This is a genomic window from Pleurocapsa sp. PCC 7319 (assembly GCF_000332195.1).
Taxonomy (GTDB): Bacteria; Cyanobacteriota; Cyanobacteriia; order Cyanobacteriales; family Xenococcaceae; genus Waterburya.
Genome location: NZ_KB235920.1, coordinates 82,446 through 95,366 on the forward strand (window position 1 = coordinate 82,446; position 12,921 = coordinate 95,366).

Here is a 12,921-nt window from a genome sequence, read left to right on the forward strand (position 1 = left end):
CAGTTTTTTGATTTTTCTTCCACTCAAAGCGGCGATGAGCGATACAAGCATTATAGAGATACCCATGAAGACGACGAGCAGCAAACAATTCTCTTTCTTGAGTCTTGTTTGGGTACAGCCGAAATGTGTATCTTCTAAGTGCCATATGTGATTTAATAGATTTAATGTTTCAGTCGATAAGATAAAGCATATCACAATCAGTCGATGTCATGTCAACTAGCTTAAGAAAAGCTTCACACTCTGTTTTTTCTATTCACTTGCACGTAATTTTTGTGACTAAATATCGTCGCCAAGTTTTGACTAAGGAGATGATTAAGGATGCCAAAAAAGTATTTCAAAGAATTCTAGAATCTAACTACTCAATTTTGTCTAATTGCGAGGGTGAAGCTGACCATTTGCACTTGCTTATTGACTTACATCCAAATAACAATATTTCTAATTTGGTATCTTCTCTCAAATCTGCAAGTAGTAGGATTTTGAGAAAAAAATACCCCCAGGAAATAGCTCAACATTACTGGGGGAAAAATGCTAAATTATGGCATGACTCCAAGTGTATTATTTCTTGTGGCGGCGCACCATTAGAAGTCATCAAACAGTATATTGATAATCAGTCAGGTGGAAAAGAATCTTGATTGGATGCTGCGCAGTTTGTTATTTGTCGTGCATTCATCCCACAACTTAAGAAGATGGGGAATTCTGTACGACACTTTGTTAAACTAAAAACCCTATTTGATAAGACTTAACAAATGCTTTTTAGTTAAAATTTTTCAAGGGATGGATTTGATAGAGATTGCTCCCAAGCTAAGACCTAAGAGCTACCAGATATAATTTCGCTAGTCGGGTAAGGTTTGAACCTCACCGATAATTTCTCTTATCCCGAACTAAAGTTGTTTTAATTTTACATTTACTCTGCTGGCTTTCAAGCTAAGAAATTCTTTAGTCTATGCCGTAGAAACGTGCGGGATTATTCCAGAGAATTTTCGATACTGTTTCCTGGGGTAGCTGTTCTACAAGTGACTGCTTGATGTCCAAATGACCGGGCTTCTCTTTTCCCTTTTCTTGTTGTCTTCCCCAATGAACGTGAGGATAATCAGAGCCAAAAAGTAGCCGATCCGAACCGATCGCCTCAATTACCTGCTCTAGATAAGGTTCGCCCAACTCAAACCCAACATAGCACTGACGACGAAAATAATCTGAAGGCAACATTTTAACGTTATCCTTTACTTCCCAATAGTGGGATTCATACTCTTCATCTAGTCTCCACAGCCAGTATAGAAGCCAACTACAGCCAGATTCTAGAAATCCCACCCGAAGGTTAGGGTGACGTTCTAATACACCCCCTTCAATCAAAGACAGTAGAGCCATCATTTGCTCCATTGGATGAGAGCAGGCTCTTTGGGCAAATCGACTGTCAAAGCGATCTGCTCCTGTGGTTGGTAGGCGACTATGAGTTCCTTCATGAATTGCCACTGCTATTCCCAATTCTTCACAAGCGAACCAAAACGGTTCGTAAGCAGAATCGCTTAGTGTCCTTCCTTTGGTTGGATTGGGGCGCAGACAGACTGCCAGATAGCCAAGCCGTGCAATACGATGCAGTTCCGCAACCATTTCTTCTGGAGCATGAAGATTGACTAGTCCTACACCCTTTAGTCGCTCGGGGGCATAGTTGCAAAATTGATATAGCCAATTATTATAAGCACGGGTAAAAGCTCCAGCTACAGTCGGTTTCATGGTATCCATTGCCAGAATAAATAACCCCACCGTGGGATAAATAAATGAAATATCTGCTCCCATTTGTTTCATGGTCGAAAGATGCAGTTGGTTGGTAAAACCCTCGGTCTTGGCCTCTGGGTAAACCTGAAGGATTTGCTGCGCCCATCGCGACGCTGCTTGCTGGGAAACTCGACCGTAAATATCTTCTCCCCCAATCTTCATATCGGGTGAAGGGGCAAAACTTTTATATTCAGATTCCAAATACTCTCCCCACATATTCAAAGGCTCGAAAACGTGAGTATCGGCATCAATAATTTTATATTTACTATTCATAAGATAAAAGTTAATTTTCAGTATTTGGTCTTAAACCGCATCCACATAGAAAATAATAGTTTTTGTTGACCAGCAATTTATTTCCCTAATCTCTCGAACAGTTAACCTAGAAACTAAAGGTTTCAACAGCGTGGTTTACATCCACATGGGAAAGGGGTTCAGTTGATGTTCTGGCAATGGTTTTTCTAGCCAATCCATTTTCACGGGAACTTCGTACAGTCTTCCTTTTCCCAAACGTCTCCACCAGTGACGCATTCCTGGAACGATTACCTTAACTACCTTTAATCCGATATCAGGACGAGTTAAATCTAGTACTAGCATTTCCATGCCGTTCTGCTCGACAATTTTCTGGCAGTTTATGACATCTTCCAGCAGATCGTCGCTTTTAAATTGGGGATAATCAGTAGCCACTCTGGCAGGAACACTTTCATCGCCTTCAAGATAGGGTTGATTTTTCAAAGTTGCTGTTTTCCACCATTTAACCGCGAGAGGATCTGAAGAGTTAGGATACAGGGTAGTACCGTCTGCTTTAACAGATGAAACGTTGGGTAGAATCTGATTAACCTCAGTTAAGGCTCTGCTAATTGCGATCTTGGGGTCGAAATGTGCGCCAAAACCTAAAACAATATCTTCAACCTGGCGATCAGTCTGCTGGGCGTTAGCCCAATCGCGTCTACGACTGATAGCAGCAAAGGCAGGGATCTTAAGGTCGCTAGTAATATCTAATACCCAAAGTTCGCGATCGCTCACTTGGTAATGTTTCTTTAAGGCTGAGAAATAGGGTTCGTTAAAGCTATCTAGATCGAGCCTCGGTTTTTTGAGGCGGTTATACCACCATAGAGCAACACAGTCTCGTTCGACCAATTCCATAAAACCTTGTAAGATTGCCGATTCTAAAGTGTTGCCTGCTGCACAGCCATTGGAGTCAGCCCAACAATCAGGTCTTTGTTTGTTACCATACCCGTGGTAGCAGTAAGCAGTCGGCAAATACTTAAATTTCTGCTTAGTTAAAGACCAAACTGGCGACCATTCAATTTCTTTTTCTTCATCAAAAGGTTCGGGAATTCTTTGAAACCAGCTAGAACAATTCCGATTCCATTCCTGACGCTGGTTATATTGTTCTAAACTAAAATTCATACAGTCATTGGGATGAATAGCGCGATCGCCTATTTGCTGATAACTACCCGTACACCTAATTTCATCGCCCTGAAAGACACCAGAATAGCGTTCTATAGCTTCGCACAAGGCACTAGTTTTTGCCTGGCGATCGCTCATTCCCTTACCCGCACTTCTGCCCCCAATATGATGTAAGACTTTCAAATCATCAAATATCGTCGAGAAATGATGTCTGGCTACATAAGTATGAACTAAATTATTGGAGTTTTGAGGTATTTTTCTTAGCTCTCGGACTATTCCTGTTAAGGGACTAATATGGTGCTGATATTTTCTCAGCGTTTCTTCTGGGGATAAACAACGATGTCCACCATCTGCCGTAAAAGTTTTTTTCTGATGTCTTAAAATAATAGGTGAGGGTTCTCTATTAAACTCAGCGACCATTTCTCCGCAGCTTAGACATTGAGGACGCTTAACCAAAGTGTGATTTTGAGTTTTTAGAGTCAGAACATCGTGGGTTATTAAGCTTCCTGCTAACAGTTCATTCTCCCCTAGAACAATCCATTTGAAGATTTCAGTAGCTGCCATACCCAAGGCAGTTTGCCAACTAGAGGAGGTGAAACCCAAAGGAGGAGGGAAAGGGGATGAAATGTCTCCCCGTTTTTCGAGATACTTTTCCACTAGTCTGTTGTTTCCCAAGCGTTGAGCCAGACACTGCCAACAGCCTGTTTGCCTGGGGATAAAGATCGGACCTATCCAAACAATAGTGCCTGATGGTTTAACCAACATCCACGGTCGCCCAAGGCGCAAAGCTTCCTCATTAAAAGTTTTCAAGTCGTCTTGCAAGTAGTCGTCGGTTAATACAATCTCTATGTCTGCAATGTCTCCAACTTCAGCAACCTGAATCTGCATCGATTCGAGTATAGTTTTGATTTCAGATTCGGGAAGATGTGAACCTAGAGTTTTAATTCCTACTTTAGTTGCTTGCAACCGACGATAGGCTAGGATGGGGGCAACATTCAAATGCTCGCAAAAGATAGTTAAGTTAGATGGTAAGGTATCATCACTTTCAGCAATGTAGCCCTTTTTTTCCATCAACATTAGAGCATAGTAAACCTCCGCAGCAGATGCCTTTTCTTGCAGCAGGTCAGCAATTTCATCAACCGTATGACAGCCGTCCAATAAAGGTATTAGCAGTTCGTTGAGATGACCACTCAACAAAACAGAATCTCTTTCAGATAGCAAAAGTAATTTTTTTGAGTCCAAAGAAGTTTTCCAGCTTAAAGAGTGAAAACTTCTTTGGACTTTTGGTCTGTTTAACATATTGACTCATATCGTCTAAGGAAGAGTTTTATTGCCTAAATTACTCACCCGCTTCAAGCAAAATTTAGTTTTAGTTTTAGCAAGTGTAGGGTATATATGGGTTAGGAGGCAGCCAAGGAGCGGAGTCTGGGTCGCTATTAACCCACTCCTCTAAGACCTCATCACTTACTAAGTCGGCATCGGGTCGTTCGGGATAGGGTATATATTTATGTAATTTTCCTTCTTCTTTTAAAGTCATAATACCGATGTATTTAGGTCCATTGGGATGCTTTGGATCTGGATTTTCAGATGGAGTTTGCTCTACCAAAATCATCTCATCGTCATAATACGGAGCTTCTTCCTGAGAGATGAAACCTTGCTCTAGCAACCATTTTTTATTGATTTCAAGCCTTTGTCCATCCAACCACGATTTAGCAATTAATTGAGAAAGTTTTTTATTGGAATTAACAAAATTGAAAGCCATGACTTTTATCCTTTATCTGAATTACAACGCCTTTGAATTTAACGAACGTGAATCGATTGAATGTCAAAAAAACTTCAACCAATTTTTGTTGCTATTCCCCAACAAAGTTTGTTGTCAGGGGAATTAAAAACCTCAACTGTTCGTCATCTGGAATCCAAGGAGGGGAATCTGAGGGGCTATCAATCCAACTCTTTAAAGCTTCATTCGTAATTTCATTGGGTCGTTGAGGATAGGGTATAGCAATTTTTCGGGTCACTGCATTTATGTAACCTTCGTATGGAGGTCCTGGAGGCTCTCGGTCGACTATAATCTCAAAAAATGCAGCTTCTTTTGCAGATAGAATATCGTTACTTATTAGAAAATTGCGATCGCCAAGAGGAATTCTGTTTCCATCGAGCCACGATTTGGCGATCAGTTGAGAAAGTTTTTTATTCGGGCTGAGAATGTTATAGGGAGCGGGTGATTGATTCATGATTTGTCGAGTAATTTAATTTAAACATTAATTAACGAACATTGCTCTTTTCTAGTTACCTCGACTGAAGGTAAATACAAGAACTCTGGTCTTAGCAAGTGTAAGGAATCCAAACTTCATATTGGAACATAAGGCTTATCGTTAACCACTTAACATCTAAGTTTTGATATTATCTGTATTTCTATTGGCTCAAACTCATAAACCTCATGGAAAAACTCATAAAAAATTATATAATTGGAAATAACTCCCTTGAAGCTAGCAAGTAACCATTAGGTTACAAAAGAGATGCTTGATGAAGAAGATTTTGCCGTACATTTTGGCTGAAATACTGTCGATAGAGTTCGCAACTGGCGATCGCTTTATCCCCCGATTGCTTAATTAGCCCCATACTGGCTAACTTATAACTATTAATGGGAGCCAACACAACGGGTTCGCTAACGCTCAAAACGCGGTCGAGAGCTTGTGCTAGTTCGGGGTTTTTTTCTAAAGTCATTCGATGACGCTGTAAATGGTGGGCGTAGATTCCCGTAGCAGTGGGAGCAGTTTCTAGTAGTTGCGATAGGGTCATTTCTTCGCGACCAAGATAATATAGTGCCAGGTTAATTAATGCCGGGTGTCCGCCTACCAGAGACATAAGCCTGCTGGCTTGCGTTCCATCTTTCCATTCAAGCCCGTAGCGTTGCGCTAATTGCTCTACTTCTTCTAAATTAAAGTCATCTAACCGAATCGGTAGACCAACATTAAATGGAGACTGGTCTAATTGCAAAGGTACATAGATTTCCGTCGAATGAACCACAATTAAACGTAGCTTTTGCCAAACAACAAGTCTTTTCCCTTCTTCGTACCAAGAACGCAACAAAGGTAAAAAATCTTTGGCTACTTGAGGATGCTCAAAGATCTTATTTACCTCATCCAATGCTAAAACCAAGGGAGTGTCGAGGGACTCTAGTATATAGTCTTGAAGATAAAGAGTACAACTAATTGTACTGCCCAAATCTTCATCCCAATACTCTTCTAGCTTTGGTTCGCGCTGGAGTAGACGAGATATATTGGCACACAGCCAACGCAGAAACAGATTCAAATCATTTAAAATTGAATTTTCTACTTGTTCTAGATTCAAACTCACTGTCTGATAGCCCAAATGCTTAGCATAGTCCAGGTTTCTCAGCATTAATGAGGTTTTGCCCATTTCTCTAGGAGCTTTAATTCTAACTAATGCCCCTGGCTTCTCGATTTCGCGCTCGATCCGTGACTCCCAAGAGCGTTTGAGGTAGAGGGGGGAGTTTAAAGGCACTGAACCACTGGGATAGCATGGCAGTGTATCCCGATCAATGTTAAGTATAGTTGTAGTTTGTTTTGCATCTTGGACTGGTGAAATTGTTCCTTGACATATATGCGACTCTAGCAGCCTACGACAATTTTTCTTAGTCACGCGCTGGCCGATAATTTTAGCCAGACGCTGATACAATTCTGGAGCAACCACTGTAGTAAAATAACCTGGACTGTAACCTGCTGCGATCGCAATTTGAGTGTAGGTTTGATACTGCCAGATGCCTCTGAGAATAGTAATCTCTGTAGAACTGAGCGGATGATTTTGACTTTCAATCAGTTGACAGTTAACAGTTTGGCAGACGCGATCTAGATTCATAAGCCTATCTACAATTAAGTTTTAGGCAGATACTTCTTGTTATTATCTGCTGCGAACGAATTCTAAAATTGTATAATTCGTTTCTACATTTCTACATAATAATACGTAAAAACTATTTAACTTGAGATTAATTATTATTTCCTTAATTTCTTAGTGAGATTTTTGGTGATGTTGTTTTTCTGTGTTTAGAGGCTTAATCCAAACTTATATTTATTGATAAATAGGGTAGTGTTGCAGCAGGGCTAGTCGGAGTAATTGAGGGTTCTGAAGAAAGGTCAAAGCGATGGATAATCAAATAAGTACCTGTCTACTAATTTATAACTTAATAGACATCCCAAAACCGCCCCAAAAGTGTGTCTATTAAATCTTTTTTATGCTATTACTGTACAGTACAGTCTATTAATCGATTTATTGGACACTTTCTATGAGACTCTTCGGCTACGCTCGTGTTTCCACCTCCCAACAATCTCTCGCTCTTCAAATCAAAGCTCTCAAAGATGCAAAGGTGAGAAAAAATCGCATCTTCACCGATAAAACTTCTGGGGGCAGTGCTGGCGAGCGTCAAGGGTTAGAACTTCTCAAGGTCAAAGTTGAGAAGGAGGATGTAATACTCGTAACCAAACTCGATCGCTTGGGTAGAGATACCGCAGATATGATAAACCTAATCAAAGAGTTCGATAGTCTGGGAGTAGCTGTAAGATTTCTCGATGATGGCATCAGCACCGAAGGCACGATGGGAAAAATGGTCGTAACTATCTTATCTGCTGTAGCAGAAGCAGAACGTGCAAGAATCCTAGAGCGCACTAATGAGGGGAGGCTTGAAGCTAAAGCCAAGGGGGTTAAGTTTGGTAGGAAAAGAAGTATTGATCGCGATAAAGTAATTCGTCTTTATGAAGAGGGAATAGGGGCAACTGCGATCTCCAAGCAACTTAGAATAGGGCGGTCTACAGTGTATAAAATTCTGGATGAAGAATAACTACTTTAAGAAGGGACACATTAACTATGTAAACAAGAAAAAGTCAGAATAAGTGTTTTTGTCTTTATGAAGTTACATAGTTGGTTTAAAACAATATAACCATCAAAATGTTGGTAAATTAGGTTTTATCTATGGAAATAGAACAACTAAGAGCTTATCGCGATGACATACTAGAGTTGGCAAAACGTCATCATGCACCGAACATAAGAGTCTTTGGCTCGGTAGCAAGAGGGGAAGCATCGGAAGACAGTGATGTTGATTTTCTAATTGATGTCTCCTCCGAACAAACGGTCTTTGACTTAATTCGTCTGATTCGCGCCTTGTCAGAACTGCTGGGGTGTGAAGTAGACGTTGCCCAAAGCACTGTACTTCATCCAATGATGCGCGATGAAGTGTTAGAAGAGGCAATTCCTTTGGAAAACTTGTAGGAGGACAACATGAATGAAAAACAAAAGAAAAACTCTACTTTTTCTTCAGGATATTCTCAGTGCCATTGAGAGGATAGAATCTTATATTGGCGTAGGTAAAGAAGAGTTCTTTAATACTCCTTCGCTGCAAGATGGTACTCTATTTCGACTGCAAACTATCGGGGAAGCTGTTAACCAGTTGCCAGACGAGCTAAAGCAGCAACACCCTGAAATTCCGTGGCGTGACATTGTTGACTTTCGTAACTTGTTAGCCCACGTCTACTGGAAGATAGACCTCAATACCGTCTGGTCAATACTTGAGCCTGGTGGTGATTTGACTGCTCTTAAACAAGTAGTGACAAAGATTATTAACGATTTTCCATCAGATTAGTTAATTGAGTCAGGTTTTAACCATCGTCGATATCTTGAGTATATCCGCTTTTGTAACTTTCAGAATTAAATGGGCTCTTGCCCTCTTTTGGTGAATCCGAGAACGGGCGATTGCGCGGAGCGCACCAGCAGAGCTGATCGCTGAATTGATCGGGAGCAAGTCAATTTCGTTAGAACAAATGAACTAAATAGAAAAGTACACTCCCCTTAAAGATAAAATGGAGGTGAAATTTAGAAACAATAAATAGATGACACCAGAAGAAGAAAAAGAGCTAAAAAGACATATCAATGCGCTCGCCAAAATTCTCTACAAACAGACCGAGCCAGAACAAGTAGAAACCTTAAGCAAAATAGAAGAAACAGTAAGAAAACAAACGCTCCAGTATATTAGTCCTCAAATTGGATTTTTTTCATCTCAAAAGCTACAGGAACAACATCAGGAAGAACTAGAAATCTAAAAAGTATTATTGGAAAATTACCAATTAGCGAGAAACAAGCAGATCGTTTAAAAATTAAGCCTCATCAAAGAATTAGCCCGTATTTGATTGAATGTTGTCTTAGAGCCAGTGCCAATGTATCCTACGAAAACGCAGCAGAAGATGTATTACGTTATACAGGAATGAGAGTTTCAGGCAGAACTCAGCAGAGATTAGTTCATCGACATCAATTTAACGATGGAGAATGTGAAGCACAAGTAACTGAAATTAGTTTAGATGGTGGCAAAGTACGTTTGAGAACAGAAACCAAAGAAGAACCCTGTATTTGGCGCTGACTTTTCACGGCATCTTTGGAAAAGAGTATAAGTTAGGTAACAATGTTCGCTAACCTTTGCTGAATCTTGATGCTTCCTCTACCAAATCCTCCAACCCCATTGAAAGTGTACTCATCCCTCGCTCCAATGCTTCAATTCGGCCACGACGAGATAGAGCTTCAACCGCGTTCAAATAATCTTTACTTCCAGCTTTGCCTAAATATCGATGACGAGATGGAGTCCCATTTTTGGTGACAAAAATCGGTTCATGGGACATCCATTTGTAATACCAATAACGACCCCCCTTTTGTCCTTTGGCTTGGTAACGGACAATCCAACAACCAGACGGAGCAATTTCTCCTTCAGAGCGGATGTCTTCAATATCTTGTTGGAGTTGTTTGAGAAGATGTTTAAGTTCATCTAGACGACTGGCTACATCCTTCTGTTGACGGGCATTGGGCATAGTTAAGACCAGAAAAAGTCCTAATTCATTATGTAATAAAGTTCGCTAACCAAATCCTTATCCTACTCCCGCACCTCGTAGCAATCAACTCCCTCCTAAACTTTAAAATGGGAGCGTAATTGCCATCCTTCACACAAAGATTGCAATTCTAAAAATCCGCGCCATAAAACGGTAATACCAATATTACTTTTCTTTCGATGACTCAAGTAACCGCCCAAACGAGCTACAGCTTGCATCGCCCAGGCTACCGTCAAATCTACTACGGGGACTGATTTTCTTCCTTTGGCAGCTAAAACCTCAAGTTGTACCTCATTTAAAACCGAAGATGCCGGTGCTTCTGGTTCGGTTCGATTTAAATAAGTCATTTTTAACAATTGTGCCGCAATATTTGTTAAAAATCCTAATAATACCTGCATACTATTTCCAGATAGACGATAGCTTTCCGCCTTACATCCTGACTTGAGAATTTTATGATATTCTTCAATTCGCCAACGGTAAGTGTACCACCGTAAAATGGTTTGTGCCTGTTCCTCATTTGTAACGGGTTCTGTAGTCAAGATCATCCATTCTACGCGTTCACAGCCCTCTGGGGGGTCAATTTCTACGGCATAAACCCCATAAACTTCAAAAGATTCTGGTTCTTTAATTCTGGCGGGACTACGAAGTTTAATAGGTGCATATCTAATTGCCAAAACTGCGATTCGCTCTGTCCTCTGTTTGGTTTTGGCTAGTTCTATCGCTACTTCCATCTTGATCGGTTGGGATGGTAGCCATGACCATAGATAACTGTTTTCTCCCTCAAGTGCTCGATTATGTGCTGCTCTTACTACTAACCCTGTATTTGAGGTTTTACTGACTTGAGCAAAGACTTCCGCAATGTCCCCTTCTCGGTCAAATACATGGATAATTTTGGGCCTTGTAGGCTCTGGAACGGAGATTTTTAAGAGTTTTTCGACTTCTTTGAGAGCTTCTATCCATTTATAAGATTCTTTCTCTTCAATTGGGCGTTTTCTGGCTTCTGCTTGTTTTTTCTTCCTCTGTTTCTTCGTTAGATTTTCCCCTTTTTCTTCATGCTCTCGATGCCACAGTTTTTCTGTTAGTAATCCTATTGGTTGTCCATTGTCGGCATCAAGGGCTAAGGTGCTATGTAGAATTAGTCCATTTCCCCCATTGCCAATCGGTCCATATTCGGCTCTTTTGTCGAGGATTTTTTTGTAATCGAGATAGGTTGTATCTCCCACTGCTAAGCAGAAAAAGTTTGGTTAGAGCGACAAGAAGCCAACCAAAAACGAGCAAAAAGGAGAAAAGTATTTATCAGATTCCATCTAATTCCTTATTTAGCTGTCAGTGTATTTCTAGTATTGCTCAATTTCGTTACTACACCTCGTTATTTCTGGAGTGTCTATCCAATTCTTGGCTGGGGTTTGGGAGTCACAATTGACGGATTGTGTGCTTCTTCAGTCAGAGACGAGAAAAAGGTGCATTTTCTCCAATGTAAACGATAAATCCCCGCAAAAAGCAATTTCAGCATACATATTTCATTGAAGAGAGGGAAAACTCCGCTGGAATAAAATGCCAGATCCGTTTGATGTATTTGTCTATCCCGACTTTACCTTTGAAGTATCTGCCGATCCGCAAAAATATCAGTTCGATCTGATCGAGATGTTTCCAGAAGAGGAAGCAGCCGTCAAAAGATACTTTGCAGATCTCAAAAAAATTCAGACTTGGAGTGAACTTGAGGCGATGTCCTCATCATTACCGAGTTTTTTGAATCCGATCTACAAGCTATTAACACGTACCTTCGGTAAGATTAGCCGACAAACAACCAAAGAATATCTCGATCGCAACTTTCAAAATTCGCAACTAAAAGCCTTACTGGATTCGCGGAATGGTACTTATCCCTCTTCTGTCACTTTCCGAGAATTGAACTACAATAAAAAAAGTTCGAGCTTAGCTGTGAGTTAGATAGAGCAATGGATGTAGAACTACATATTCTCAAGCATTTAAAGAGATCGCCAAGACCGACAGTTTCCATCATAGATCGATATTGCTCTGCTTATAATGACTTATTTGATGATGTAAGAAATTATGAATGTTTTAAATATTTACATCAAGGAATCATCTCACCAATAAAAAGAAAATCATTACCAGAAATAGCAAAGGTAGTAGGAATTAAATCATCTCAATCATTGCACCATTTTTTAGCCAATTCACCTTGGTCAGTAACAAAATTAAAAGAGAAAAGATTAACTTTAACTCTAGAAGCTTTAAAAAATCAGAAAATCACAGTAATTATTGATGAAACAGGAGATAGAAAGAAAGGAAAAAAAACAGATTATGTAGCCAGGCAATATTTAGGAAGCGTCGGAAAAATAGACAATGGAATAGTATCAGTTAACGCTTATGGAATCTATGAGAATATTACTTTTCCCTTCAGGGCTATTTCATTCTAAAAAGAGAAGCAATCTGTTTTAAACTGAATTGGCATTTACGTTGTGCCTGAGCCATATTGTCAAATCCAGAATCTCGATATAAATTGAGAGCTAAGTTACGTGCGATCGCTAAAATCTGAGGTAATGGTAAGGTACGAATTCTAGATTTGTCTTCTCCTTGAGTAACATCGCGAACATAGTGAACTTTATTTTCTACACCCCAATAACCACGAATTCTTTGATAAAACTCGAAGGCTGATTCGGTCTGGTTCTAACGGATTTTGTGGATCAACCACTTTGAAGGGTTTGGCGACCGTTCATCGAGCTAGCAATCAACAAATTGTGAAGCCAATTGTGATGATAGCTAAAACCATTGAGATCGCTAAACGGCGATATCCGTGACGAGCATTTTGAGCGAGTTCTAGCTGCGTAGGGAT

13 protein-coding genes and 3 pseudogenes are annotated in these 12,921 nt (G+C 40.2%); 8 read left to right on the plus strand and 8 right to left on the minus strand.

Annotated elements, in window-relative coordinates:
- The coding region (locus PLEUR7319_RS40485; RefSeq protein WP_158441811.1) for a helix-turn-helix domain-containing protein at nucleotides 1–145 on the minus strand (145 nt) is incomplete at its 3' end.
- Nucleotides 146–209: 64 nt separating this feature from the next.
- Here PLEUR7319_RS40485 and tnpA point away from each other — a divergent pair.
- On the plus strand, nucleotides 210–632 hold the full coding sequence (tnpA, locus tag PLEUR7319_RS0104065) for an IS200/IS605 family transposase (RefSeq protein WP_019503279.1): 423 nt from the start codon (nucleotides 210–212) through the stop codon (nucleotides 630–632).
- 304 nt (nucleotides 633–936) lie between these two features.
- Here the strand turns inward: tnpA and PLEUR7319_RS0104070 are convergent, their stop codons facing one another.
- From PLEUR7319_RS0104070 to PLEUR7319_RS0104090, 5 genes are all read right to left on the minus strand, one after another.
- Nucleotides 937–2,046 carry an amidohydrolase family protein gene (locus tag PLEUR7319_RS0104070; protein ID WP_019503924.1) on the minus strand — a complete coding sequence of 370 codons (1,110 nt, stop codon included), beginning with the start codon at nucleotides 2,044–2,046 and terminating at the stop codon, nucleotides 937–939.
- 135 nt (nucleotides 2,047–2,181) lie between these two features.
- Nucleotides 2,182–4,482 carry a TOMM precursor leader peptide-binding protein gene (locus tag PLEUR7319_RS0104075; RefSeq protein WP_019503925.1) on the minus strand — a complete coding sequence of 767 codons (2,301 nt, stop codon included), beginning with the start codon at nucleotides 4,480–4,482 and terminating at the stop codon, nucleotides 2,182–2,184.
- A gap of 76 nt (nucleotides 4,483–4,558) precedes the next feature.
- Nucleotides 4,559–4,945 (minus strand): hypothetical protein, encoded by a 387-nt coding sequence (locus tag PLEUR7319_RS0104080; protein WP_019503926.1) that lies wholly within the window; start codon nucleotides 4,943–4,945, stop codon nucleotides 4,559–4,561.
- Between the two features lie 91 nt (nucleotides 4,946–5,036).
- The gene (locus PLEUR7319_RS0104085; RefSeq protein WP_019503927.1) at nucleotides 5,037–5,417 is read right to left on the minus strand and encodes a hypothetical protein; all 381 of its coding nucleotides are present in this window, start codon (nucleotides 5,415–5,417) and stop codon (nucleotides 5,037–5,039) included.
- A 274-nt stretch (nucleotides 5,418–5,691) separates the two neighbouring features.
- Complete coding sequence (locus PLEUR7319_RS0104090) at nucleotides 5,692–7,065, minus strand: AAA-like domain-containing protein (protein WP_019503928.1); 1,374 nt, start codon at nucleotides 7,063–7,065, stop codon at nucleotides 5,692–5,694.
- 424 nt (nucleotides 7,066–7,489) lie between these two features.
- On the opposite strand from PLEUR7319_RS0104090, the gene PLEUR7319_RS0104095 reads away from it, so the two are divergent.
- The 4 genes and pseudogenes from PLEUR7319_RS0104095 to PLEUR7319_RS42520 form a co-directional block, all read left to right on the plus strand.
- Entirely contained in the window at nucleotides 7,490–8,041 is a 552-nt protein-coding gene (locus PLEUR7319_RS0104095) for a recombinase family protein (RefSeq protein WP_019503929.1), read from the plus strand.
- 131 nt (nucleotides 8,042–8,172) lie between these two features.
- Nucleotides 8,173–8,469 carry a nucleotidyltransferase family protein gene (locus PLEUR7319_RS0104100; RefSeq protein ID WP_019503930.1) on the plus strand — a complete coding sequence of 99 codons (297 nt, stop codon included), beginning with the start codon at nucleotides 8,173–8,175 and terminating at the stop codon, nucleotides 8,467–8,469.
- 13 nt (nucleotides 8,470–8,482) lie between these two features.
- On the plus strand, nucleotides 8,483–8,839 hold the full coding sequence (locus tag PLEUR7319_RS0104105; protein ID WP_019503931.1) for a DUF86 domain-containing protein: 357 nt from the start codon (nucleotides 8,483–8,485) through the stop codon (nucleotides 8,837–8,839).
- Nucleotides 8,840–9,086: 247 nt separating this feature from the next.
- A pseudogene (locus PLEUR7319_RS42520) lies at nucleotides 9,087–9,607 on the plus strand (ISKra4 family transposase); the annotation flags it as partial.
- 52 nt (nucleotides 9,608–9,659) lie between these two features.
- Here PLEUR7319_RS42520 and PLEUR7319_RS0104120 read toward each other — a convergent pair.
- On the minus strand, nucleotides 9,660–10,052 hold the full coding sequence (locus tag PLEUR7319_RS0104120) for a hypothetical protein (protein WP_019503396.1): 393 nt from the start codon (nucleotides 10,050–10,052) through the stop codon (nucleotides 9,660–9,662).
- Nucleotides 10,053–10,147: 95 nt separating this feature from the next.
- Nucleotides 10,148–11,293, minus strand: coding sequence for an IS4 family transposase (locus PLEUR7319_RS34225; protein WP_019503934.1), 1,146 nt, complete (start codon nucleotides 11,291–11,293; stop codon nucleotides 10,148–10,150).
- Nucleotides 11,294–11,344: 51 nt separating this feature from the next.
- On the opposite strand from PLEUR7319_RS34225, the pseudogene PLEUR7319_RS43375 reads away from it, so the two are divergent.
- The 3 genes and pseudogenes from PLEUR7319_RS43375 to PLEUR7319_RS0104135 all read left to right on the plus strand — a co-directional run.
- A pseudogene (locus tag PLEUR7319_RS43375) lies at nucleotides 11,345–11,557 on the plus strand (2TM domain-containing protein); the annotation flags it as partial.
- A 67-nt stretch (nucleotides 11,558–11,624) separates the two neighbouring features.
- The gene (locus tag PLEUR7319_RS0104130; protein WP_019503935.1) at nucleotides 11,625–12,017 is read left to right on the plus strand and encodes a hypothetical protein; all 393 of its coding nucleotides are present in this window, start codon (nucleotides 11,625–11,627) and stop codon (nucleotides 12,015–12,017) included.
- A gap of 8 nt (nucleotides 12,018–12,025) precedes the next feature.
- Nucleotides 12,026–12,484, plus strand: a pseudogene (locus tag PLEUR7319_RS0104135) (transposase); the annotation flags it as partial.
- Nucleotides 12,485–12,921 lie beyond the last annotated feature (437 nt).

Coding starts and splice junctions, on each gene's coding strand:
- tnpA (WP_019503279.1), top strand. CDS start 210: ATGTCAACTAGCTTAAGAAAAGCTTCACACTCTGTTTTTTCTATTCAC.
- PLEUR7319_RS0104070 (WP_019503924.1), bottom strand. CDS start 2,046: ATGAATAGTAAATATAAAATTATTGATGCCGATACTCACGTTTTCGAG.
- PLEUR7319_RS0104075 (WP_019503925.1), bottom strand. CDS start 4,482: ATGTTAAACAGACCAAAAGTCCAAAGAAGTTTTCACTCTTTAAGCTGG.
- PLEUR7319_RS0104080 (WP_019503926.1), bottom strand. CDS start 4,945: ATGGCTTTCAATTTTGTTAATTCCAATAAAAAACTTTCTCAATTAATT.
- PLEUR7319_RS0104085 (WP_019503927.1), bottom strand. CDS start 5,417: ATGAATCAATCACCCGCTCCCTATAACATTCTCAGCCCGAATAAAAAA.
- PLEUR7319_RS0104090 (WP_019503928.1), bottom strand. CDS start 7,065: ATGAATCTAGATCGCGTCTGCCAAACTGTTAACTGTCAACTGATTGAA.
- PLEUR7319_RS0104095 (WP_019503929.1), top strand. CDS start 7,490: ATGAGACTCTTCGGCTACGCTCGTGTTTCCACCTCCCAACAATCTCTC.
- PLEUR7319_RS0104100 (WP_019503930.1), top strand. CDS start 8,173: ATGGAAATAGAACAACTAAGAGCTTATCGCGATGACATACTAGAGTTG.
- PLEUR7319_RS0104105 (WP_019503931.1), top strand. CDS start 8,483: ATGAAAAACAAAAGAAAAACTCTACTTTTTCTTCAGGATATTCTCAGT.
- PLEUR7319_RS0104120 (WP_019503396.1), bottom strand. CDS start 10,052: ATGCCCAATGCCCGTCAACAGAAGGATGTAGCCAGTCGTCTAGATGAA.
- PLEUR7319_RS0104130 (WP_019503935.1), top strand. CDS start 11,625: ATGCCAGATCCGTTTGATGTATTTGTCTATCCCGACTTTACCTTTGAA.